Here is a 21,479-nt window from a genome sequence, read left to right as displayed (position 1 = left end):
GGCAGCCGAACGGCAGGGCCGGGCTACCTGCCCAGCGGCCAGGCTGCCGCGTGGGGCCCCGCATCGCCCGCATACCGCGCACACGCATCCGTCAACGCCTCCAGCAACGTCAGCGGATCCACCAGCGCGTGCTCCGGCCCCCGGACCCACCCCACCTCGAGCTCCCCCGGCAGCCGCGCGGGCGGCACGAGGACGTAGCTTCCCCGGCAGTGCCAGCGCAGCCCCGGGTGCTCGTCCATCGTCTCGGGGTGGCAGTCCAGCTCACAGGGCCACCACTCGTCCTCGTCCTCGGGCGTGCCCCGGGTCGCGGTGAAGAAGAGCATGCGCCCGTGGTCGCCGTCACCGGCGGCCTCGGCGACGGGCCCGACGTCGATCCCCTCGGACAGGAGCCGGGCCAGCGCCTCGCGCCCCGCTTCGAGCGGTACGTCGAGCACGTCGTGGACCATGCCGGTCGCGGTGATGAAGTTGGCCTCGGGCTGCCCGAGCGCCCAGCGCTCGATCTGCGCGCGGTCGGTGGTGGACTGCGTCTGCCAGGCGAAGGAGACGGGGTGGCGGGCGGGCGTGGGACAGCCCATCCGCTCGCAGGAACACGAGTAGCCGACGGGGTACGCGGCGGGCGCCAGGGGCAGGTCTGCGGCGGCCACGGCCAGCAGCAGGCCGAGCCGGCCCTGGTCCGCGCCCGGAGCGTCCTTGGGCCGCCTGCGCAGCCAGCGGGACAGTTTGCTCTCCTCGCCGCGGGAACGGCCGAACTCAGCGCCCATCTATCCCCTCACCTCACCGTCGACCCCGAGGGACTTTCATCCACTAGGGACTCTTGTCCACGAGGAACATCGTCCCACCATCCTGCTCCCCGGGTGACCGCACCGGACATCCGGGGTGTGTGACATGACCCGCCCGTGACCATCGGACGGCGTCGACGTGAGCAGGGCGGGTCGATTCGGCGGCCCGCGGCCCCCAGGGGTGGGGCCGGGCAAAAATACCCGGACGGTTCACTGCGCGGACGCCCGTCACGGCGGACCATGGGCTGCACGCGGCCGCGCACTCGTGCGGCCCAAGTCGCCCGTGAGGAGCCCTCATTGCCTCGTGAAGCCCGTGACGTCCGTACGCAGAGAACCGCCCGACCCCGGCGCTATCTGATGTGCCCACCGGCACACTTCAAGGTCACGTACTCCATCAATCCCTGGATGGACCCCGAGAAGCCGGTCGACCTGCCGCTGGCCCTGGCCCAGTGGGAGGACCTGCGCGACCGCTACCGCTCGCTCGGCCACACCGTCGAGCTGCTCGACCCGCGCCCCGAGCTGCCCGACATGGTCTTCGCCGCCAACGGGGCCACCGTGATCGACAACCGGGTCCTTGGCGCCCGCTTCGCGCATCCCGAGCGCGCGGCGGAGGCCGAGGTCCACCTCGACTGGTTCCGGGCGCACGGCTTCACCACCGTCCACGAGCCCTCGCACATCAACGAGGGCGAGGGCGACTTCGCCGTCACCGACTCGTATCTCCTGGCCGGACGCGGTTTCCGGTCCAGTCCGCTCTCGCACGACGAGGCCCAGGAGTTCTTCGGCCGCCCGGTCATCGGGCTCGATCTCGTCGACCCGCGCTACTACCACCTGGACACGGCCCTGTGCGTCCTGGACGACTCGGCCGACGAGATCATGTACTACCCGCCGGCCTTCTCCGCCGGCAGCCGGGCCGTGCTGGCCCGGCTGTTCCCGGACGCGCTGATCGCCGAGGAGCCGGACGCGGCAGCGCTCGGGCTCAACGCGGTGAGCGACGGGCACCACGTCCTGCTCCCCCAGGGTGCCATCGGTCTCTTCGGCCCGCTGCGGGCCCGCGGGTACGAGCCGATCGGCATGGACCTGGGCGAGCTGCTCAAGGGCGGCGGCAGCGTGAAGTGCTGCACCCAGGAAATCCGTTCCTGACTAGGAGGGCGACTGAGCGGAGTGGGGCGGCCAGGGGTCGCCCCACTCGGCATCCCGGGCCGCCCGGTACAGCGTCCCGTGCCGCTTGCTGACCGTCTCGCGGCGCAGCTGCTCCTCGGCCGTGCACAGGTCGAGCAGCACCTGCCCCTTGCGGATCTGCGGCCGCCGGACGATCCGGGCCGGGGCGGGTTCGGGGGTGAACCTGGTGGCGGCGACGTAGCTGAACTTCTCGTCCTCGTACGCCAGTGAACCGCCCTTGATCTGGCGGTGCAGCGAGGAGCGGCTGACCCGGGCCGAGAAGTGGCACCAGTCGGTGCCGGGCTCGATGGGGCAGGCGGCGCTGTGCGGGCAGGGCGCGGCGACGCGCAGGCCCGCCGCGATGAGCCGGTCGCGCGCCTCGATGATCCGGGCGTAGCCGTCGGGGGTGCCGGGTTCGACGATGACGACGGCGCCGGTGGCTGCCGCGGCCGCCGTGTCGATCAGGGTGCGGCGGTCGTCGGGGGTGAGCTCGTTCAGGACGTACGAGACGGTGACGAGGTCGGCGCGCTCCAGGGTGAGGGCCGAGCCGATGCGGGCGCGCTCCCAGCGGGCGGTGCGCAGGCCGGGCAGCCCGGAGGCCTCGGCGAGTTCGCGGCCGACGGCGAGCGCGGGCTCTGCCCAGTCCAGGACGGTGGTGGCCACGGGGGTGTCCGCGTCCTCCCAGGCCTCGGCGACCGCCCAGCTCGCGGAGCCGGTGCCGCCGCCGATGTCGGTGTGCGTGGCGGGCGTCCACGACCTCGACGCGTCCCGGAACGCGTCGAGCGCGGAGCGCACCGCCTCGAAGGTGGCGGGCATCCGGTACGCGGCGTAGGCGGCGACGTCGGAGCGGTCGCGCAGCACCGGGGCGTGGGTGGGGACGACGCCGCGGTAGTGGCCGATCAGCCGGTCGACGGCGCCCGTGGCCTGCGAGGGGGGAAGACCGTCGAGCAGCCCGGCGAGCGCCGAGCGCAGGACGTCCGGGACGGGGAGGGAGTGGTTCACCGGGTTCACCGGGGGAGTCTACTTTTGCCGCGCCGGGTCTCCGGACGCTCCGGCCGCCGCGGCGGGGGACTCGCCCCTGCGCTGCCAGGGCCGGCACAGGAGCAGGAAGCAGAGCAGGGCCGCGACGGCCGAGGCGAGCTGGACGACCGCCATCGGCACGGCCGTCGCCTCGCCCGCGATGCCGACCAGCGGCGATGCGACCGCGCCGACCAGGAACGAGGACGTGCCAAGCAGCGCGGAGGCGGAACCGGCCGCGTTCGGCGTGCGCATCAAGGCCTGGGCGTTGGTGTTCGGCATGGCGAGACCCATCGCCGACATCAGCACGAACAGGCCGGCCGCGATCGGCGCGAGGCCCACCTCGCCGAACACCCCGGACGTCATGAGGAGCAGCGCGGTTGCCGCCAGCGTGATGACGGCGAGCCCGAAGCCGAGCGCCTTGTCCAGGCTGACCCGGCCGATGAGCAGCTTGCCGTTGATCTGGCCGACGACGACCAGGCCGACGGAGTTCAGGCCGAACAGCAGGGAGAAGGTCTGCGGGGAGGCGCCGTAGATCTCCTGCACCACGAAGGGGGAGGCGGAGATGTAGGCGAACAGCGCGGCGAAGGCGAGACCGCCCGCGAGCATGTAGCCGGTGAAGACCCGGTCCCTGAGCAGGCCGCCCATGGTGCGCAGGGCCTCGCCGACGCCGCCGGAGTGCCGCCGGTCCGCGGGCAGCGTCTCGTGCAGCCACTTCCACACGACGGCGGTGAGCAGCACGCCGATCACGGTCAGCACGACGAAGACGCCTCGCCAGTCGGTGAGCCGCAGCACCTGTCCGCCGATCAGCGGGGCCACCACGGGGGCCACGCCGGAGATCAGCATCAGGGTGGAGAAGAAGCGGGCCATCTCGACGCCGTCGTAGAGGTCGCGCACCACGGCGCGCGCGATCACGATGCCCGCGGCGCCGGCCAGACCCTGCAAAAGGCGGAAGCCGATGAGAAGTCCGACGTTGGGCGCGAAGGCGCAGACCACGGTGGCCAGGACGTACACGACCATGCCGATGAGCAGCGGCCGGCGGCGGCCCCACTTGTCGCTCATCGGCCCGACGACGAGCTGGCCGAGCGCCATGCCGGCCAGGCACGCGGTGAGGGTGAGCTGGACGGTCGCGGCGGGTGAGCGCAGCGCGTCGGTGACCTCGGGCAGAGCCGGCAGGTACATGTCCATGGAGAGCGGCGGGAGCGCGGTGAGCCCGCCGAGCACCAGCGTGACCAGGAGACTCGTGCGGCGGACGGCGGCGGTCGCGGCGGCACCGGGCGCCTTCGCGTCGGCCGTGGTCGTTATGTGGCCCTGGGTGTCCTGGCCCCCGCGCTCCGGCATCGCTTTCACTCCTGAAAGTTGAATCGAATAACCATGTTCTCAGCCGGACCCGGGTGACGGGACCACTCGGGAGGAACGGGAAAGGAGGGACGGGTCACACGGCTCCCCCATGAGCGGCAAGCGGCTCCCCCGTGAAGGGCGGGCGGCTCCCCCATGAGTGGCAGACGGCTCCACATCGCGGACGAGCCGTCTCACGCACGAGCCCCTCCCGTACGCTCCGGGCTCATGGACATCACCTCGCCCAAGCCCCAGAAGTCTGCCGTCGTGACCGGTGCCGGGTCCGGCATCGGCCGTTCCGTGGCGCTCGCGCTGGCCGGCGCGGGCTGGTCGGTGACCTTGGCCGGGCGCCGTGCCGAGGCCCTGGAGGAGACCGCGGCGCTGGCCGGCAAGGACGCCGACGTGCTCTGCGTCCGCACGGATGTGACCTCTGCGGATGAGGTCGGGGCGCTGTTCGCCGCGACCCGGGATGCCTACGGGCGGGTGGACCTGCTGTTCAACAACGCGGGGACGTTCGGGCCCGGCGGGGTGCCGGTCGAGGACCTGTCGTACGAGGCCTGGCGTTCGGTGGTCGACGTGAACCTGAACGGCGCGTTCCTGTGCGCGCAGGCGGCGTTCCGGGCCATGAAGGAGCAGGATCCGCAGGGCGGCCGGATCATCAACAACGGCTCGATCTCGGCGCACGCCCCACGGCCCAACTCGGTGGCGTACACGGCGACGAAGCACGCGATGACGGGGCTCACCAAGTCGCTGTCCCTGGACGGGCGCCGGTACCGGATCGCCGTCGGGCAGATCGACATCGGCAACGCGGCGACCGAGATGACGCAGCGCATGCAGACCGGGGTTCCGCAGGCCAACGGGGAGCTGGCGGTGGAGCCGGTGATGGACGCGGCGGACGTGGCGCGGACGGTGCTGCACATGGCGGAGCTGCCGCTTGAGGCGAACATCCAGTTCGCGACGGTGCTGGCGACGGCGATGCCGTACATCGGCCGGGGCTGAGACCGGGCCGCCCCGTTTCAAGCCGGGGCCGAGCCGTTCCCGGGTGGCCGGAATAGGCGGTCCAGCAGGGCAGTTGAGGCGGTCATGACGAACAACGCGCAGCCCGAGATCCTCCGCTACACCGCCTTCTCCGCCGACCCCGCCGGGGGCAATCCGGCCGGGGTCGTCCTGGACGCCTCGGGCCTCGACGACGCCGGGATGCAGGAGATCGCCGCCGAGCTCGGCTACAGCGAGTCGGCGTTCCTGACGGCGCCGCCGGAGGGGCTCGGCGAGCCGGGGCGGGCCTTCACGCTGCGGTTCTTCAGCCCGCAGGCCGAGGTGCCGTTCTGCGGGCACGCCACGGTGGCGACGGCGATCGCGCTCGGCGAGCGGATCGGCACCGGGGAGCTGACCTTCGCGACCCCGGCCGGTACGGTCCCGGTGACCGTCGCCGAGAACGCGGCGAGCGGGGGCCTGCGCGCCACTCTGACCAGCGTCGAGCCGCACTCGGAGCCCGTCGACGAGAAGGATCTCGCCGAGGCGCTGGCCGCCCTCGACTGGCCGGCCGGGGACCTCGACCCCGCGATCGTGCCCCGGATCGCCTTCGCCGGAGCCCGCCATCTCGTCCTCGGCGCGGCCACCCGCGAGCGCCTCGCGGACCTCTCCTACGACTTCGACCGGCTCACGGCGCTGATGCACCGCCTCGACCTCACCACCGTCCAACTGGTGTGGCGCGCCTCGGAGTCGGTCTTCCACGTCCGCGACCCGTTCCCGGTCGGCGGGATCGTCGAGGACCCGGCGACGGGCGCGGCGGCGGCCGCGTTCGGGGCGTACGCGCGTGAACTCGGCCTGGTCGCCCAGGAGTCGGAGCTGACGCTCCATCAGGGTGAAGACCTGGGGCGCCCCGGCGTGCTGACCGTGACGCTGCGTGCGGGTGACACGCGGGTGGGGGTGAGCGGGACGGGTGCGCGGATCCCTTCCTGACCCTGGGCGGGTCGGGCCTGGCGGCTGTCGCACGGGGCGCGTGAACCCGGGGCGGGTCAGGCCTGGCCGGTCTCGAAGCGGCTGACCTTGCCTCCGTCGACGGTGAAGCGCCAGGAGGTGCGCATCTCGCCCCAGGTGTCGTTGCGGTAGTTGGCGACCAGGCCGAGCCCGTCGTGCGTCTGCTTCTCGATGTCCATGTGGCCGCCGGAGGAGAAGATCTCGCGCTCGGTCCAGTCGGCGACGTCGCGGTCCGAACCGTCGTCGGACATGGTGGCCCCGGGCGTCAGGGCGGCGGCGAAGGCCTCGCGGTCACCGGAGTTGAGCGCGCCGACGAAGGCGCGGACGGCCGGTTCGGTCAGCTTGTCGAGGGCGATGGTCACGGTCTTCTCTCCCGGTCGGTACGGAACGCTTCGCCCCCCCAGGACCCCAGGACATCCCACCTCGCCCCGGTGCGCCATCGGTGCTCCGCCGGATGGCACCGTGGACGCATGGACGACGCCACCTGGAACTCCCCCTGGCCCACGGTCACCGCGCTGCACGCCTGGCTCACCGAGCAGAGCCCCGTACCGCCCGAGCAGCAGACGCTGCTGCGGATGCTGAAGCTGTCGGAGGAAGTGGGGGAGGTCGCACAGGCGGTCATCGGGGCGACCGGGCAGAACCCTCGCAAGGGGGTTTCGCACAGCTGGCAGGATGTCCAGGCCGAGCTCTGCGACGTCATTGTCACGGCGATGGTTGCCTTGACCACCCTTACTCCCGACGCGGAAGGGGTCTTCGATGCCCACCTCGCCAAGGTGGCCCGGCGGTCGCTCGGCAGCGGCTGAGCCCTTTGCGGGGTGCGAGTATTCATCCGCGGGCCGGTGGGGGCTGGTCGCGCGGTTCCCCGCGCCCCTGTAGGGCACCCGGCACCACCGCTCGCGCCCACGCGGCGAAGCCGCACATGTCACAGCCCCGCGCCCCTGTAGGGCACCCGGCACCACCGCTCGCGCCCACGCGGCGAAGCCGCACATGTCAGGGCCCCGCGCCTCTTCAGGGCGCCTCCGGCAAGCGCAGGGTTGTCACCGCGCCGCCCGTCGGGGCGTTGGAGAAGCGCAGGGCGATGCCCAGGGCCTCAGCCTGGCCCGCCGCGATCGTCAGGCCCAGGCCGTGGCCCCTTCCCCGGCCGGGGTCGCCGGTGCGGAAGCGTTGGGGGCCGCTGTCGATCAGTTCGGCGGGGTAGCCGGGTCCGTGGTCGCGGATCTCGACGACCGGGCCGTTCACCGTGAGGGTCACCGGGGGCGCTCCGTGCCGGTGGGCGTTGACGACGAGGTTGGCGAGGATCCGGTCGAGCCGGCGCCGGTCGGTGCGTACGGTCGCGTCGCCTACGACGTGGACCTCGCAGTCCAGCGCCGTGGCGCGGACCGCGCGCTCCACCAGCGGGCCCAACTCGTGCTCGGCCAGCTCGGGTTGATCGGCGCCCGCGTCGAGGCGGGAGATCTCCAGGAGGTCCTCGGTGAGGGTGTGCAGCGCCTTGAGCCGGTCGTTGATCATCTCCTTGGGGCGCCCCTCGGGCAGCAGCCCGGCGGCGGCCAGCAGCCCGGTGAGCGGGGTGCGCAGCTCGTGCGCGACGTCGGCGGTGAAGCGCTTCTCCGACTCCAGACGGCGTTGCAGAGAGGCCGCCATCGAGTCCAGGGCGACGGCGACCGCCGTCACCGCGTCGCGTTCGGCGGCCTTGCCTCCGGGCGGGATGCCGGTGCGCACGTCGAGGTCGCCCTCGGTGATCCGGCGCGCGACGGTGGCCGTGTGCCGCAGCCGCCGGCTGATCCGCCCGGCGAAATAGGTCCCGGCCAGCGTGACGCTGCCCGCCGCGAGCAGCGCGGAGCCGAGGATCGCGGTGTCCATCTGGCGCAGGTGGTCGCGGGTGCCCGCGTACGGGATGGACACCGCGAGGACGTGCCCGCCGGCCGGGGCCGCCGCCCACATGACCGCCTTGCCGTCCTGCTTGCCGACCATCAGCCCGCGCTCGCCGCTCATCGCCAACTCCCGCAGCTCTCCCGGGAGTTGAACGGAGTCGAGGATGGCGGCGTGTCCGTCGGTGGTCTCGGTGCCGTACGCGTACTCCTTGAGCGCGGCGTCCAGGCTCTGCCGCGCCTCCTTGCGGACCTCGTCCACCCGCTGGCGGGTCAGAACGTTGTGCACGAGAACGCCGAGGATCGCGGCGACGGCGCAGGCCACCCCGGCCACGGTGAGCACGATCTTCCAGCGCAGGCCGTACGTCCAGCCCGGCCGCAGCCGCTCCTGCCAGGCCGTCACGAGGGGCCGCCGGGTGCGGGCGACGGCGTGACGCAGGGGAGGCCGGAAGTCTGCTTGAGGGCGCGGCAGGTGTCGAGCTTGAGCTCGATGAGGGCCATCATCCTGCCGTCCCAGCCGTAGTGCGAGACGTAGACGAACCGGTCGTTGGAGGTGGGTTCGCGGATGGCGAGGTGCCCGGCGGCGAGTTCGACGCCTTCGAGGACCGCGCGCCGCGAGAAGACCCGGGTCACGCTGCCGTCGACCACGTGGTAGACCCGCATCTCGCTGGCCCGGCCGTCGATGTCGACGGCGGTGATCAGCTCGGCCCGTCCGTCGTCGGTCAGGTCCCGCAGCACCGGTTCGCGCACCCCGCACCCGGCGGCCCGGACGCAGCCCGCGACCCGCTCGGCGGCCCGGCGGTCCACGAGCCGGCCGGTGCCCCGGTCCTCGCGTTCGGTGGCGGTGAGGTCGGCCTTGACGACGGCGAGCGGGTCGGCGTCGCGCATGTCGCCGGAGGCCACCTTCGCGATGCCGGGCACGGCGAAGGGCCGGCCGCGCTGCTGCTCGGGGCCGGCCGGGGAGGGCCGGGACTGCGGCCACAGCGGTTCCGGCGGGGCCACGCTCGCCGCCGCCCCGTCACGGTGCAGCCCCTCCATGTCCGCGCAGCCCGTCAGTACGGCGACGAGGCAGCCGGCCAGGAGGAGCCGCCGCACGCGGCGGCGGCCGGGACCCGCGCGCTCAGCCAAGCTGCCCGAGCATGCCGGTGACGGAGTTGAGCGCGGTGTGCACCGAGGGGGCGACGGCCGTATCGGCGAGATAGAACCCGAACCCGGCGCAGACGAGCGCGTGGGAGATTTTCGTGCCTCCTTTGCGGCAGAGGAAGAAGGCGCACGCTGCGAGCGCCAGCATCACGGGAAAGTGAAAGGAAGACACGGCGTTTCACCTCGTGTGTCCCCGAGCCGAACTGTGCGGCATCCCCGCCGCCTCGAATGGAGCGCGGGCTTCCGGTCGGTACCGCAGAGATCACGGTACGACCGCGGGTCCCGTTCCGCCACACGGAGGATGAGCGGGTGATGACGTGGGGTGATATGGGCAGGTGGGAGGGGTGCGGTGCCGTGAGATCGCCGGGCGGAAGGCGCGTGACCCGGCGTCGGGCGGAAGGCGCGGGCCACCGGCACAGGGAGGCCCCGGGCGTCCGCGCAGCAGGTGAGATCCGGCCAACCGAACAACGAAATCCGAAGATGACTGGCTGGTAGGGATAGATCAACACGCTGTCATCACGCTAACGTCGGTCCCGCGCCGCCACACCCAGGGCATCGGGCCCTGCTGGGACTTGCGGCGCCAGGGGAAATTGACGTTGACGACTGCCATAGCTGGCGTTTTCGCCGTGCACCCGTACACCCCGCACTGCCAGGTGATCCACGACGAGGGCGATCACGCCGTCATCGGTATCTCGTCCGGCAACGGCTACTTCACGCACGAACGCGTCCTCGACCTCGCCAACTGGGGTCTGGAGCATTTCCGTCAGGTCGATCTGATCTGGACGGACCTGCATGTCGCCGAGATGTTCGAAGCTCTCGGCTATCCCCCGGTGGAGGCGCAGCGCAAGGCGGTGAAGAACCTCCGTGGTGTCCGCGCCAAGGTGACCGGCGCCGTGGGATTCCTCGACCCCGAGGGGAAGCGCCTGCGCGGACGCCCCATGTCCGCACTCCTGGAGATCCCCGCCTACCAGCGCATCCGTACCCGGCTCGACGACCTGCTGACCGCGGATCCCGAGTTCCGCGAGGTCTGTGATCAGCTCGCCGCGCGTTTCCTCGCCGGCAAGCTGAACGGGCAGCCGCCCACCGACCGGCAGCGTGAGGTGTGCATCAAGTACGTCTGCGCCGAGGTGCCGTTGTTCCTCGACACCCCGGCCATCCTCGACGTTCCCAGCTCCCTCAACTGCTACCACCAGGCGCTCCCCCTCGCGGAGCTGCTCTACGCGCGGGGCTACGGGCTGCGCGCCTCCCGCAACCAGGGCCACGCCATCATCAACCCCGCCGACACCCAGGAGCAGCCCGCATGACCACCGCCCTCAACCCCACCGCGCCGGGCTGCCCCGTGGACCACGACCAGCTGACGCGGTTCCCGTTCGACGCCAACGGCACCGCCCTGCCTCCCCAGATCGCGCAGCTCCTGGCCCATGAGCCGGTCAAGAAGGTCCGCACCATCGCCGGGGCGGAAGCGTGGCTGGTGTCTTCCTATCCGCTGTGCCGTCAGGTCCTCGACGACGACCGGTATTCGCTCGCCGAGACCTCCGCGCCCGGTGCGCCCCGGCAGTACGCGCTGACGATCCCGCCCGAGGTCGTCAACAACATGGGCAACATCACCGGCGCCGGACTCCGCAAAGCGGTGATGAAAGCCCTGAACCCCAAGTCGCCGGGGCTTGAGGACTGGCTGTACGAGCGCGCCCGCCACCTCGCGGACCGCCTGATGGCCGCCGGTGCGCCCAGTGATCTGCGGTACGACTTCACCGTGCCGTACTCCACAGCGCTGCACACCTACATCCTCGGCATCCCCGAGGCGGACTCCGGGAAGCTGTACGACTCGCTGCACATCGCGTTCATGAACTCCCCCCGCGAGATCCCCGCCGCGGCGATGAACTGGGACCGCGACATCGCGCACATGGTGCGGCGCCTCAACGACCCGGAAACCGGCGGCCTGTTGGGCGAACTCGCGGCCCTGCGCGACGACCCCGACTACGCGCACCTCACGGACGAGATGCTCGCCACGGTCGGCGTCACCATGTTCGGCGCCGGAGTCATCTCCGTCATGGGCTTCCTCACCATGGCGATCGTCTCTCTTGTCCAGCACCCGGAGCTCAAGGCGCGGCTCGTGGCCGACCCGTCCCTGATTCCGGCGGCGGTGGACGAGCTGCTGCGCATCAACCTGTCCATCGCCGACGGGCTGCCGCGCATCGCGACGGAGACCATGCTGCTCGGCGACGTCGAGATCCAGAAGGGGGAACTGGTCCTCGTCCTGGTCGAGGCCGCCAACCACGACCCGCAGGAGTTCGAGGACCCGCACACCGTGCGCCTGGACCGCCCCAACGCAAACGGTCACCTGTCGTTCGGCGGCGGCGGCCACTACTGCCCGGCGACCGCCCTCGGCAAGCGCCACGCGCAGATCGCCATCGAGGTGCTGCTCGACCGGATGCCCGGCCTCGACCTCGCCGTCCCCATCGAGCAGCTCGTGTGGCGCACCGGCTTCATGAAGCGCATCCCCGAGAGGCTGCCCGTCCTGTGGTGACCGGCCCCCGCTGACCGCCGGGCCGCCACGGCTCCCGCCCTCGCGCAGAACTCGGCCCCGAAGCCACGAAAAGGCCCCTGACCTGGTGTTTCACCTGGTCAGGGGCCTCTGCCGAGAGTGGCGACAGACGAGTCGGGCATATACGCCGGGTTCTGTACCCCGGGACCTCGCGGTCGTCGGGGCGACGGCCATCCATCTAGGACCGGCGTTGCCGCCGGCCTCGTGCGGTCTACCCGCGGACTCGGGCAGGCTGCCCTCGATCGTCCGCGCAGAGCCGCGTTTCACGGCGGCTCCTCTTGACCTTGCTCCGGGTGGGGTTTACCTAGCCGCCTGAGTCACCTCAGGCGCTGGTGGTCTCTTACACCACCGTTTCACCCTTACCCGGGACCGCCCTCTCTAAAAGAGCGCAGCCCGGGCGGTCTGTTCTCTGTGGCACTGTCCCGCGGGTTACCCCGGGTGGCCGTTAGCCACCACCCTGCCTTGTGGAGCCCGGACGTTCCTCGGGAAGATCCAGAGGATCTCCACGCGGCCGCCCGCCCGGCTCGTCTGCCGTGCCGACCATGCTACCCGGCGCGGGGCGGCACGACGCCCGCCGGTCCCGCCGAAAGGATCACTTGACCCTGCCGCAGCGTCAACGTTTCTACTGGAGCCATGAGGATCTCGGAGATCGCCGCGCTGGCAGGGGTGACCACGCGGGCCGTCAGGCACTACCACCACCTCGGCCTCCTGCCGGAACCGGCCCGGCTCGCCAACGGCTACCGGCAGTACTCGGTGCGGGACGCCGTCGCGCTCGCCCGCATCCGGCGGCTGACCGAGCTGGGCCTCGGCCTCGACGAGGTGCGGGACGTGATCGCCGACGACGCGGGGCACGAACTGATCGACGTGCTGGGCGAGTTGGACGCGGACCTGGCCCGCCAGGAGGCGGAGATCCGGGCCCGCCGGGCCCGCCTGGCCACGCTGCTCGCCCGCGCGAGGGCGGGCCGTCTGACGACGGACGACGAGCTCTCCCCCGAACTGGCCGATTTCTTCGCCGAGTTGGGTACGCGGGAGACGACCTCCCCCATGGCCGCCAAGGACCGCGAACTGCTCGCCCTCATGGAGACCGCCGCGGACCCCGAGGAGCGGGACCGCCTGATGGCCGCCGTACGGTCCGTGGCCGCCGCACCGGGCGCCGCCGAGCGCGCGCACGAGGTGTACGCCCTGCTCGACGCGCTGGCCGACGCCGACGTCGCGGACCCCCGGGTGGACGAAGCCGCGCGAGCGCTCGCCGACTGCCTCCCGCCCGAGCTGACGGCGCAGATCGCGGCGGCCACGACCCCGGCCGACCAGACCTTCCTCAAGGCCTTCCTCGCCGACTTCGCTCCCGCGCAGGCCGAGGCGGTACGCCGGGCGATGCTGCTGGTCTCGGAGAATCCAAAGAAATCGGAGAAGGGCGGGGTGGCGGAATGAAACGTGACGTCCTGCCGGAGCCGGTCCGACGACTGGCCGCGCACGAGGCACAGGTACTGAAGAGTTTCGGGCTGTGGATCGCCCGCCGTCGCCATCAAGTGGGCCCGGTGGACCGGGCGTTCGGGTACGCAAGCCCGCAGGCGGCGACGGTGTACGGGCTGACCTTCGTGTGCGTGGTCGAGACGATCGGGCTGTCGTTCCTGGTCCGTGACTGGCCGGCACTGCACGCGGTGCTGCTGGTCCTGGACCTGTACACGGTCGTCCTGGTCCTCGGCATGCAGGCCGCGGCCGTGACCCGGCCGCACGTGCTGACCCCGGACACCCTGCGCGTGCGCGCGGGCGCCCGGGTGGACCTGGTCATACCGCTGGCCCAAATAGCCCGAATCCGCAGGGAGTTGAAGTTCCAGGGTGCTGGCGGAACGGTGCCGGACGACGTCCTGGAACTGTCCGTCGGCTCCCAGACCTCCCTGACGGTGGAGCTGACCGAGCCCATCACCCACGTACAGCTCCTGGGAAAACGGCGTGAGGTGACGGTCGTACGGTTCCACGCGGACGAGCCGGGCGAGCTGGCGAAGGCGCTGCGGGCCGTCGTCGCGTAGGTCCGCTCACGCGGGGGCGAACAGGACCTTCAGGGTGCCGGGGTCGGCCTGGGTCAGGCGGACTCTGAGGCGCTCGCCGAGCGGGAGGGGCTTGTCGCCGCCCTCGATGCGGGCCACCACTGCCGGGTCGGTCAAGTGGACGGTGCCGACGGCCGGTCGTTGTTCCTTCACGTCGACGACCGTCGCGTCGAACACCTCGCCCACCCGGTCCTTGAGCAGGGCCGCCTCGACGATGTCCACACACTCGCGCTCCACGGTGTTGGCCCGGGTCGTGCCCGCGGCCATCTCCTTCGGGAGCCCTTCGAGCGCGGTGGCGACCCAGTCCGGCGGATCCTGGCCCGCCACCGCGGCGAGGCAGAGCTCACCGGCGTACCGGTCGACGAGGCGGCGCAGCGGGGCCGTGCAGTGGGTGTACGGGGCGGCCACCGCGGCGTGGACGGCGAGCTCGGGCTCGGCGTGGCCGGTGAACACGGTGTACCCGGCACCGCGCAGCAGCGTCGTGCACTCCTGGAGGAAGGCGGCGTGGTGCGGCTCTCGCGGGTCGAGGGAGCGGACGACGGCGGCGTACGGGACGTGGTGCGGCCAGTCGATGTGCAGCGCCTTCGCCGAGCGGCGCAGCCTCGCGACCGCGCCGTCCGGGGCGCTGGGCAGGGTGCGCAGGATTCCGGTGCCGTACGCCAGCATCAGCCGGGCGCCGGCGATGCCGGTGAGCAGGGAGATCTGGGCGTTCCAGCCGTCGGCGGGCAGCGGGGCCCGGTAGGTGAGGTCGTAGCGGTGGTCGTGCTCGACGATCTCCTGCTCGGGGACGTTGAGCGAGATGCCGCCGCGGGCGACTTCCTGCTGTTCGCGCAGGGTGCCGATGTCGCGGAGCAGGGCGAGGGCGTCGGGCGCGGTGCCGGAGTCGATCTGCTTCTGGACGCCCTCGTAGTCGAGTTTGGCCCGGCTGCGGACGAGAGCGCGGCGTACGTCGGTGGTGGTGATCGCGCCGTCCGCATCGAGTTCGATCTGCCAGAGCAGGGCGGGCCGGGTTTGGTCCGGGAGCAGGCTCGCGGCGCCCTCGGAGAGGAGGGCGGGGTGCAGCGGAGTCTTCTCGTCGGGGAAGTAGAGGGTGGTCACGCGCCGGTGCGCCTCGGCGTCCAGGGCGCCGCCGGGGGTGACGAACGCGGCGACGTCGGCGATCGCGTAGTGCACCCGGTATCCGCCGCCCGGCCTGCGCTCCAGGTGCATGGCCTGGTCGAGGTCGGTGGAGGTGGGCGGGTCGATGGTGAAGAACTCGATGCCGGTCGCGTCGTGGGCGGGCAGGCGGGGCGCGGCGGCCGCGCGCTCCGCCTCGGCGAGGACGTCGGCCGGAAATTCCGGGGGAACGTCGAGCGCGGTACGCAGCGCGGCGAGCGCGGTACGCAGCGGGGCCTCCGCTGCGCCGGTCACGTGCAGGTGGCGGCGGGGCATGCCCCGAGCGTACGAGGGGGTGGGGGGTGAGGCATGTTTTCGCTCGCCTCGGTCCGCTTGGGGCGGTGTTCGGGTGCGAGCCCGCCGGGGCTTTCGCGCGGTTCCCCGCGCCCCTGGCAGGCTCGGTGCCGGCCCGCAGCGGGGCATTTCAGCCTGTCGTGGGGGTCCCCCTGCCCCTTGAAGCCTTGGGGGAGTTCGAGGACGAGCGCCCTTCAGGTGCCAACGGGGTCCGGGCCGAGCCCCAGGAACGGACCTTCTCCTTCCCGACCCCCGGCGGGTTCGGGGAAGGGGCGGGGTGGGAGCGGGCCAGGGTTACTCTGGCGCGGGGGCCGCACCCCCTCCCCGTACGTACAAGAAGGAGAATCGCCGTGCTGGTGCTGCTGCCGCCCTCCGAAGGAAAGGCCGCTTCGGGCCGCGGGGCACCGCTGAAGGCGGAGTCGCTGTCCCTTCCGGGCCTCGCCGACGCCCGCGCGGCCGTCCTCGACGAGCTCGTCGAGCTGTGCACCGGCGACGAGGACAAGGCCCGCGAGGTGCTCGGGCTCAGCGAGGGCCTGCGGGGCGAGGTCGCCAAGAACGTCGAGCTGCGCACCGCCGGCACCCGCCCGGCCGGCGAGATCTACACCGGCGTGCTGTACGACGCCCTCGGCCTCGCCACCCTGGACGCCGCCGCCAAGCGCCGCGCCGCGAAGGCGCTGCTCGTCTTCTCGGGGCTGTGGGGCGCCGTCCACACCGGTGACCGGATTCCCTCCTACCGCTGCTCGATGGGCGTGAAGCTGCCGGGCCTGGGCGCGCTCGGGGCGCACTGGCGGACCGTGATGGACCCGGTCATGACGGAGGCCGCGGGCGAGGGCCTGGTCCTGGACCTGCGCTCCTCCGCGTACGCCGCCGCCTGGAAGCCGAAGGGCGCCGTCGCGGGCCGCACGGCCACCGTGCGGGTGCTGCACTCCCAGCTCGTCGACGGCGTGGAGAAGCGCTCGGTCGTCAGCCACTTCAACAAGGCGACGAAGGGCCGGCTCGTGCGCGACCTCCTCACCGCCGGGGCCCACCCCGCCGACCCCGCCGAGCTCGTGGCGGCGCTGCGGGACCTCGGTTACGTGGTCGAGGGCGAGCCGCCCGCCAAGGCGGGCCGCGCCTGGGCCCTGGACGTGGTCGTGACGCAGATTCACTGACCCGGAGCGGCAGCTGTTGCAGCATATGCAACGCGCGTTGCGTACTCCGCACACCCTCGGCAGGATGGGCGCATGACGTCCTCCGCCGCGCCCTCCCCTGCTCACGCCTCCGTGCTGGATCTCGCCCCCGTCCTCCCCGTCGTGGTGATCGACGACGCCGCCGACGCCGTGCCGCTCGCGCGGGCGCTGGTGGCGGGCGGGCTCGCGGCGATCGAGGTGACCCTGCGCACGCCGGCCGCGCTCGACGCGATCCGGGCGATTTCGGCCGAGGTGCCGGAGGCGGTGGTCGGGGCGGGCACGGTGATATCGCCGGGCGGCGCCGCCGATGCCGTGGACGCGGGGGCCCGTTTCCTGGTGAGCCCCGGCTGGACTCCCGCCCTCCTGGACGCGATGAGGGGGTCCGGCGTCCCGTTTCTGCCCGGGGTCTCGACGGCGTCGGAGGTCGTCGCGCTGCTCGAACAGGGCGTGACGGAGATGAAGTTCTTCCCGGCCGAGGCGGCGGGTGGCACGGCGTACCTCACGTCCCTCTCGGCCCCGCTCCCCCGGGCCCGCTTCTGTCCGACCGGCGGCATCTCCCCCGCCTCGGCGTCCGCCTATCTGGCGCTGCCGAATGTGGGCTGCGTAGGCGGAAGCTGGATGCTGCCGCAGGACGCGATCGCCACCGGCGACTGGCCCCGGGTCGAAGCCCTGGCCCGCGAGGCGGCGGCATTGCGAGCCCGCTGAGGTACCGGGTGCCACCAGGGTGCGCTGGGGCTTTGCCCCAGACCCCGGAGGCCCCCACCCCGCCCCTTCCCGAAACCCTCCGGGGGTTGAAGGCCCCTGGGGCTCCGCCCCAGACCCCGTTCGCGCCTGAAGGGCGCTCGTCCTCAAACGCCGGACAGGCTGGTAATGCGCCCTGCCAGGGTCGACGCCGCCGGGGGCGCGGGGAACTGCGCGAACATCCCGGCGGGCCCGCACCCCGGCAGCAAGAGCTCTACCGCAGGTGCCCCGTGTCGTTCAGCAACCGCACCGACGCATTGCCATCCGCGTAATACGCCACCGCCGACAACGACGCCGCCGAGAGTTCCATCCGGAACAGGGACTCCGGCGGCGCCCCCAGGGCCAGTCTCACCAGGGTCTTGATCGGGGTCACATGGGTCACCGCGAGCACCGTGCACCGGGGGTACGCGGCGATCAGCCGGTCCCGGGCCGCCGAGACCCGCCGCGACACCGTCGCGAAGCTCTCGCCGCCGCCGGTCGGAGCCGCCTTCGCGGAGCCGAGCCAGGCGTCGAGGTCGTCCGGGTACCGCTCGCGGACCTCCGCGAAGGTCAGCCCCTCCCACGCCCCGAAGTCCGTCTCGCGCAGGCCCTCTTCGATGTGGACGTCGAGCCCGAGCCGGGCCGCCACGGCCGCCGCGGTCTCGCGGCACCGCCGCAGCGGGGACGACACGATCGCCTGGACGGTGCCGCGCTCGGCGAGCGCGGCGGCGACCCGTTCGGCCTGGCCGCGCCCGACGGCCGACAGCTCGGGGTCGGTTCCGCCGCTCCCCGAGAACCGCTTCGAGGGCGTCAGCGCCGTCTCACCGTGACGGAGCAGTACGAACGTGGCAGGCGCGCCCAGATCCGCCGACGCCCCCCAGCCCACGGTCGGCGCCGCCTCAACCGCCTTGCCCGGTACGGGAGTCGAAGCCGACGTCCCGGATTCCCTTCCCTGCGCCAGCGCCGCCCGCGCCCTGGCCGCGCCCGCCGCCGCGTCGCCGACCACCCGGGCCGCGCCCACGTCGGCCGAGGCGGAGAGGTCCGCGGTGGACGCCGACGGCGACCACTGCGCACCCCGCTTGCCCGCGTCCATCGCCTCGTTGGCGAGCCGGTCGGCGTGCTTGTTCCGCTCGCGCGGGATCCACTCGTACGACACCTGCGAGGACGGCAGGATGCGCCCGGCCTCGGCCGCCAGCGGCTTCATGTCGGGGTGCTTGATCTTCCAGCGGCCCGACATCTGCTCGACGACGAGCTTGGAGTCCATGCGGACCCGCACCCGCGCCGCCGGGTCGAGTTCCCGCGCGGCGCGCAGCCCCGCGATGAGCCCCTTGTACTCGGCGACGTTGTTCGTGGCGACGCCGATGAACTCGGCGGCCTCCGCGAGCGTCTCGCCGGTCGACGGGTCGAGCACGACCGCGCCGTAGCCGGCGGGACCCGGGTTGCCCCGGGAGCCGCCGTCGGCCTCGACGACGAACTGACGCCCCGCGGACGGCACAGAAGGCACTTACAGACCCGATTCCGAGGTGCGCACCAGGATGCGGCGGCAGTTCTCGCAGCGCAGGACCGCGTCGGGAGCGGCCGCCTTGACCTCGTTGACCTCGGTGATGTTGAGCTCCAGGCGGCAGCCCTCGCAGCGGCGCTGGTAGAGGCGGGCCGCACCGACGCCGCCCTGCTGCTCGCGAAGCTTGTCGTACAGCTTGAGCAGATCGGCCGGGACGGAACCGGCCACGATCTCGCGCTCCTTGGTCACCGAGGCGGCCTCGGTGTCGAGCTCGGCAAGCGCGGCGTCGCGGCGGGCGGTCGCGTCGTCGGCCTTGGCCTGTACGGAGGAGACCCGCTCGGTCAGCTCGGCGGCCCGCTCCTGGGCGGACTCGCGGCGCTCCATGACTTCGAGGACGACGTCCTCCAGGTCGCCCTGGCGCTTGGCGAGCGAGGCGATCTCGCGCTGCAGGCTCTCCAGGTCCTTCGGCGAGGAGACGGCGCCCGAGTCGAGGCGCTGCTGGTCGCGGGCGGCGCGCTGGCGCACCTGGTCCACGTCCTGCTCGGCCTTGGTCTGCTCGCGGGCGGTGTCGCTCTCCTCGGTCTGCGAGGCGACCAGGAGGTCACGCAGCTGCGTGAGGTCCTTGTTCAGCGATTCGATCTCGGCGTGCTCGGGCAGCGACTTCCGCTTGTGGGCGAGCTGCGACAGGCGGACATCCAGCGCCTGTACGTCGAGAAGGCGGATCTGGTCGGCGGGCGCGGCGTTCAGTTGGGGGCTCCATCAATAGAAGGGGAGGTGTGGTGGGCGGACCACGGGTCGGTGACCGTCTTCGAGACGTGGACCCTCAGGTCCCAGCCGTGGCGGTCGGAAATCTCGTCGAGCTGGGCGGCGGCCTGCTCGCACCAGGGCCACTCGGTGGCCCAGTGCGCGGCGTCGACCAGGCCGAGCCGACCGGAAGACGAGGACGCGGCCTGGGTGGCCTCGGAGACCGGGTGGTGGCGCAGGTCCGCGGTGAGGAAGGCGTCGGCTCCCGCGGCGCGTACGGCGTCGAAGAGGCTGTCGCCGGAGCCGCCGCTGACCGCGACCGTACGCACCGTCGCTTCGAGGTCGCCCGCGACGCGGATGCCCTGCGAGGTGGCGGGGAGCCGGGCGGCGGCGCGGGCGGCGAACTCGCCGAGCGTCATCGGGGGGTCGAGCTCGCAGACCCGGCCGAGGCCGCGGCGGCCCGACGGGTCGCTCGCGTCGGGCACGAGGGGCCGTACGACCCGCAGGTCGAGGGCGCCCGCGAGGGCGTCGCTCACGCCCGGGTCGGCGGTGTCGGCGTTGGTGTGCGCGACGTGCAGGGCGATGTCGTGCTTGATCAGGGTGTGCACCACACGGCCCTTGAAGTGGCCGGCGGCGACCGTGGTGGTGCCGCGCAGATAGAGCGGATGGTGGGTGACGATCAGGTCGGCGCCCAGCTTCAGGGCCTCGTCGACGATGTCCTGGACGGGGTCGACGGCGAACAGGACCCGGTGGATCTCGGCGTCCGGGTCGCCGCAGACGGTGCCGACGGCGTCCCACCCCTCGGCCCGCTCGGGCGGCCAGAGGGCGTCGAGCGCGGCGATGACTTCAGACAGACGGGGCACGGAGACAGGTTACCTGCGCTGCGCACCCCGCCGGTCGGCCGCCGGTGCCGGTGCCCGCCGGCAGGCGACTTCCTGCCGGTCGGCGACCGGGGACTACCTCTTGACGAGGAAGCCGTGCAGGTCGTCCAGGACGGAGTCGGCGGCGGTGACGCCGAGCCCGAGGTACCAGGTCTCGTCCTTGACGTCCTTGGCCTGTCCGGCCTTGACGGCCTTCAGGTTCTTCCACAGCGGGTTCGACTCGGCGCTGTCCCGCTTGGACTTCTTCGGGTCGCCGTAGACGCCGGTGAAGATCCAGTCGGCGTCGGCCCGGTCGATGGTCTCCGGGCCGACCTCGGTCGCCAGGTCGACGGCCTGCTGGTTCTTGGGGCGCGGGATGCCGGCGTCGTCCAGGATCGTGCCGATGAAGGAGGCCTTCGCGTACAGGCGGACCTTGCCCGGCATGTAGCGGAGCATCGTGACCGTCGGCTTGCTCGCGCCGAGGTCGGTGCCGAGCCGCTTGGCCTTGGTCTCGTACGCGGCGAGCTTCGCCTTCGCCTCGGCGCTCTTGTCGAGGGCGGCGGCGTTGAGCAGATAGTTCTGCTTCCACGGGAAGCCGGGTCGGATCGAGAAGACCGTCGGGGCGATCTTGGAGAGTTCCTTGTACTTGTCGGCGGCGCGCAGCTGGCTGCCCAGGATGAGGTCGGGCTTGAGCGCGGCGATCGCCTCCAGGTTGAGGCTGTTGATCGTGCCGACGCTCTTCGGGTCGCCCGCGCCCTTCTTCAGGTAGCTCGGGATGCCCTCGTCGCCCTCGGTGGGGGCGTAGCCGACGGGCTGGATGCCGAGCGACACCACGTTGTCGAACTCGCCGACGTCCAGGACGACGACGCGCTGGGGCCGGGCCTTGATCGCGGTGGCGCCCATGGCGTGGTTGACGGTGCGCGGGAACTGGCCGGGCTCCGCGTCGGTGCCCATCTTGGCCGTCCTGTCGGCCGCCGCCGCGAAGTCCTTGCCGCCCTGCGCGACGGACTTCTTGCCGCCCGCGTCCGCCTTGCCCGAGGCCGCCGCCGACGGCTTGTCCCCGCCGTCGCTGCTTCCGCAGGCCGCCAGGGAGAGTCCGGCGGCCACGGCGAGGGCTACGGCGGCGGTGCCGCGGCGGCGTAGGGACATCACAGGCTCCT

At 72.5% G+C, this 21,479-nt stretch carries 22 protein-coding genes and 1 other RNA gene; 10 read left to right on the top strand and 13 right to left on the bottom strand.

The window, feature by feature from the left end; translation table 11 throughout:
- Positions 1-23: 23 nt before the first annotated feature.
- Positions 24-761 carry a bifunctional DNA primase/polymerase gene (locus IE206_RS05900; protein WP_053723912.1) on the bottom strand — a complete coding sequence of 246 codons (738 nt, stop codon included), beginning with the start codon at positions 759-761 and terminating at the stop codon, positions 24-26.
- 258 nt (positions 762-1,019) lie between these two features.
- On the opposite strand from IE206_RS05900, the gene ddaH reads away from it, so the two are divergent.
- Positions 1,020-1,919 (top strand): dimethylargininase, encoded by a 900-nt coding sequence (gene ddaH / locus IE206_RS05895; protein ID WP_373300869.1) that lies wholly within the window; start codon positions 1,020-1,022, stop codon positions 1,917-1,919.
- Here the strand turns inward: ddaH and IE206_RS05890 are convergent, their stop codons facing one another.
- Complete coding sequence (locus IE206_RS05890) at positions 1,920-2,939, bottom strand: small ribosomal subunit Rsm22 family protein (protein WP_189961389.1); 1,020 nt, start codon at positions 2,937-2,939, stop codon at positions 1,920-1,922.
- 18 nt (positions 2,940-2,957) lie between these two features.
- On the bottom strand, positions 2,958-4,295 hold the full coding sequence (locus IE206_RS05885) for a multidrug effflux MFS transporter (protein WP_189960938.1): 1,338 nt from the start codon (positions 4,293-4,295) through the stop codon (positions 2,958-2,960).
- A gap of 225 nt (positions 4,296-4,520) precedes the next feature.
- Between IE206_RS05885 and IE206_RS05880 the strand changes: the two genes are divergently transcribed.
- Together IE206_RS05880 and IE206_RS05875 are read left to right on the top strand one after the other, a co-directional pair.
- Positions 4,521-5,291: an SDR family oxidoreductase gene (locus IE206_RS05880; RefSeq protein WP_189960937.1), complete on the top strand. Its 771-nt coding sequence runs from the start codon at positions 4,521-4,523 to the stop codon at positions 5,289-5,291.
- 84 nt (positions 5,292-5,375) lie between these two features.
- A complete protein-coding gene (locus IE206_RS05875; RefSeq protein ID WP_189960936.1) occupies positions 5,376-6,254 on the top strand; it encodes a PhzF family phenazine biosynthesis protein in 879 nt (292 codons plus the stop codon).
- Positions 6,255-6,310: 56 nt separating this feature from the next.
- On the opposite strand, the gene IE206_RS05870 is transcribed toward IE206_RS05875, so the two are convergent.
- A complete protein-coding gene (locus IE206_RS05870; protein WP_189960935.1) occupies positions 6,311-6,634 on the bottom strand; it encodes a nuclear transport factor 2-like protein in 324 nt (107 codons plus the stop codon).
- A 108-nt stretch (positions 6,635-6,742) separates the two neighbouring features.
- Between IE206_RS05870 and IE206_RS05865 the strand changes: the two genes are divergently transcribed.
- Positions 6,743-7,075, top strand: coding sequence for a MazG-like family protein (locus IE206_RS05865; protein WP_189960934.1), 333 nt, complete (start codon positions 6,743-6,745; stop codon positions 7,073-7,075).
- A 205-nt stretch (positions 7,076-7,280) separates the two neighbouring features.
- Here IE206_RS05865 and IE206_RS05860 read toward each other — a convergent pair whose 3' ends face one another.
- Genes IE206_RS05860 through IE206_RS05850 form a run of 3 tightly spaced genes read right to left on the bottom strand, consistent with a single transcriptional unit; the run spans position 7,281 to position 9,455 of the window.
- Positions 7,281-8,543, bottom strand: coding sequence for a sensor histidine kinase (locus IE206_RS05860; protein WP_226598787.1), 1,263 nt, complete (start codon positions 8,541-8,543; stop codon positions 7,281-7,283).
- Positions 8,540-9,268, bottom strand: coding sequence for a hypothetical protein (locus tag IE206_RS05855; protein WP_189960933.1), 729 nt, complete (start codon positions 9,266-9,268; stop codon positions 8,540-8,542). The genes IE206_RS05860 and IE206_RS05855 overlap by 4 nt, the downstream gene beginning before the upstream one ends.
- Positions 9,261-9,455 (bottom strand): hypothetical protein, encoded by a 195-nt coding sequence (locus tag IE206_RS05850; RefSeq protein WP_189961435.1) that lies wholly within the window; start codon positions 9,453-9,455, stop codon positions 9,261-9,263. Before IE206_RS05850 ends, IE206_RS05855 begins: the two co-directional genes overlap by 8 nt.
- Before the next feature lie 424 nt (positions 9,456-9,879).
- Between IE206_RS05850 and IE206_RS05845 the strand changes: the two genes are divergently transcribed.
- Complete coding sequence (locus IE206_RS05845; protein WP_226598788.1) at positions 9,880-10,587, top strand: cyclodityrosine synthase; 708 nt, start codon at positions 9,880-9,882, stop codon at positions 10,585-10,587.
- Entirely contained in the window at positions 10,584-11,810 is a 1,227-nt protein-coding gene (locus IE206_RS05840) for a cytochrome P450 (protein WP_189960931.1), read from the top strand. Before IE206_RS05845 ends, IE206_RS05840 begins: the two co-directional genes overlap by 4 nt.
- A 124-nt stretch (positions 11,811-11,934) precedes the next feature.
- On the opposite strand, the gene rnpB is transcribed toward IE206_RS05840, so the two are convergent.
- An RNA gene (gene rnpB / locus IE206_RS05835) (RNase P RNA component class A) lies at positions 11,935-12,355 on the bottom strand.
- Between the two features lie 106 nt (positions 12,356-12,461).
- Between rnpB and IE206_RS05830 the strand changes: the two genes are divergently transcribed.
- Positions 12,462-13,259, top strand: coding sequence for a MerR family transcriptional regulator (locus IE206_RS05830; protein ID WP_189960930.1), 798 nt, complete (start codon positions 12,462-12,464; stop codon positions 13,257-13,259).
- On the top strand, positions 13,256-13,858 hold the full coding sequence (locus tag IE206_RS05825; RefSeq protein ID WP_189960929.1) for a hypothetical protein: 603 nt from the start codon (positions 13,256-13,258) through the stop codon (positions 13,856-13,858). The genes IE206_RS05830 and IE206_RS05825 overlap by 4 nt, the downstream gene beginning before the upstream one ends.
- 6 nt (positions 13,859-13,864) lie before the next feature.
- Here the strand turns inward: IE206_RS05825 and IE206_RS05820 are convergent, their stop codons facing one another.
- Positions 13,865-15,307 carry an RNB domain-containing ribonuclease gene (locus tag IE206_RS05820; protein ID WP_189960928.1) on the bottom strand — a complete coding sequence of 481 codons (1,443 nt, stop codon included), beginning with the start codon at positions 15,305-15,307 and terminating at the stop codon, positions 13,865-13,867.
- 368 nt (positions 15,308-15,675) lie between these two features.
- Here IE206_RS05820 and yaaA point away from each other — a divergent pair, with 368 nt between their 5' ends.
- Both yaaA and eda read left to right on the top strand, forming a co-directional pair.
- On the top strand, positions 15,676-16,476 hold the full coding sequence (gene yaaA / locus IE206_RS05815; protein WP_189960927.1) for a peroxide stress protein YaaA: 801 nt from the start codon (positions 15,676-15,678) through the stop codon (positions 16,474-16,476).
- A 72-nt stretch (positions 16,477-16,548) separates the two neighbouring features.
- Positions 16,549-17,199 carry a bifunctional 4-hydroxy-2-oxoglutarate aldolase/2-dehydro-3-deoxy-phosphogluconate aldolase gene (gene eda, locus IE206_RS05810; RefSeq protein WP_189960926.1) on the top strand — a complete coding sequence of 217 codons (651 nt, stop codon included), beginning with the start codon at positions 16,549-16,551 and terminating at the stop codon, positions 17,197-17,199.
- Between the two features lie 250 nt (positions 17,200-17,449).
- Here the strand turns inward: eda and IE206_RS05805 are convergent, their stop codons facing one another.
- The 4 genes from IE206_RS05805 to IE206_RS05790 all read right to left on the bottom strand — a co-directional run bounded on the left by IE206_RS05805 (position 17,450) and on the right by IE206_RS05790 (position 21,468).
- Positions 17,450-18,718 (bottom strand): bifunctional RNase H/acid phosphatase, encoded by a 1,269-nt coding sequence (locus tag IE206_RS05805; RefSeq protein WP_226598789.1) that lies wholly within the window; start codon positions 18,716-18,718, stop codon positions 17,450-17,452.
- The gene (locus IE206_RS05800; protein WP_189961387.1) at positions 18,719-19,462 is read right to left on the bottom strand and encodes a zinc ribbon domain-containing protein; all 744 of its coding nucleotides are present in this window, start codon (positions 19,460-19,462) and stop codon (positions 18,719-18,721) included. It lies immediately after the preceding gene.
- Positions 19,459-20,322, bottom strand: coding sequence for a Nif3-like dinuclear metal center hexameric protein (locus tag IE206_RS05795; protein ID WP_189960925.1), 864 nt, complete (start codon positions 20,320-20,322; stop codon positions 19,459-19,461). Before IE206_RS05795 ends, IE206_RS05800 begins: the two co-directional genes overlap by 4 nt.
- A 93-nt stretch (positions 20,323-20,415) precedes the next feature.
- Positions 20,416-21,468 carry an ABC transporter substrate-binding protein gene (locus IE206_RS05790; protein ID WP_189960924.1) on the bottom strand — a complete coding sequence of 351 codons (1,053 nt, stop codon included), beginning with the start codon at positions 21,466-21,468 and terminating at the stop codon, positions 20,416-20,418.
- Positions 21,469-21,479: the final 11 nt, after the last annotated feature.

The sequence above is a fragment of the Streptomyces violascens genome (assembly GCF_014649955.1).
In the GTDB taxonomy this organism is placed as follows: Bacteria; Actinomycetota; Actinomycetes; order Streptomycetales; family Streptomycetaceae; genus Streptomyces; species Streptomyces violascens.
The sequence above is the reverse complement of the archived record's forward strand: the minus strand, read 5'-3'. Positions and strand labels throughout refer to the sequence as shown.

Coding starts and splice junctions, on each gene's coding strand:
- IE206_RS05900 (WP_053723912.1), bottom strand. CDS start 761: ATGGGCGCTGAGTTCGGCCGTTCCCGCGGCGAGGAGAGCAAACTGTCC.
- ddaH (WP_373300869.1), top strand. CDS start 1,020: ATGGGCTGCACGCGGCCGCGCACTCGTGCGGCCCAAGTCGCCCGTGAG.
- IE206_RS05885 (WP_189960938.1), bottom strand. CDS start 4,295: ATGCCGGAGCGCGGGGGCCAGGACACCCAGGGCCACATAACGACCACG.
- IE206_RS05880 (WP_189960937.1), top strand. CDS start 4,521: ATGGACATCACCTCGCCCAAGCCCCAGAAGTCTGCCGTCGTGACCGGT.
- IE206_RS05875 (WP_189960936.1), top strand. CDS start 5,376: ATGACGAACAACGCGCAGCCCGAGATCCTCCGCTACACCGCCTTCTCC.
- IE206_RS05865 (WP_189960934.1), top strand. CDS start 6,743: ATGGACGACGCCACCTGGAACTCCCCCTGGCCCACGGTCACCGCGCTG.
- IE206_RS05840 (WP_189960931.1), top strand. CDS start 10,584: ATGACCACCGCCCTCAACCCCACCGCGCCGGGCTGCCCCGTGGACCAC.
- IE206_RS05830 (WP_189960930.1), top strand. CDS start 12,462: ATGAGGATCTCGGAGATCGCCGCGCTGGCAGGGGTGACCACGCGGGCC.
- IE206_RS05825 (WP_189960929.1), top strand. CDS start 13,256: ATGAAACGTGACGTCCTGCCGGAGCCGGTCCGACGACTGGCCGCGCAC.
- IE206_RS05820 (WP_189960928.1), bottom strand. CDS start 15,307: ATGCCCCGCCGCCACCTGCACGTGACCGGCGCAGCGGAGGCCCCGCTG.
- eda (WP_189960926.1), top strand. CDS start 16,549: ATGACGTCCTCCGCCGCGCCCTCCCCTGCTCACGCCTCCGTGCTGGAT.
- IE206_RS05790 (WP_189960924.1), bottom strand. CDS start 21,468: ATGTCCCTACGCCGCCGCGGCACCGCCGCCGTAGCCCTCGCCGTGGCC.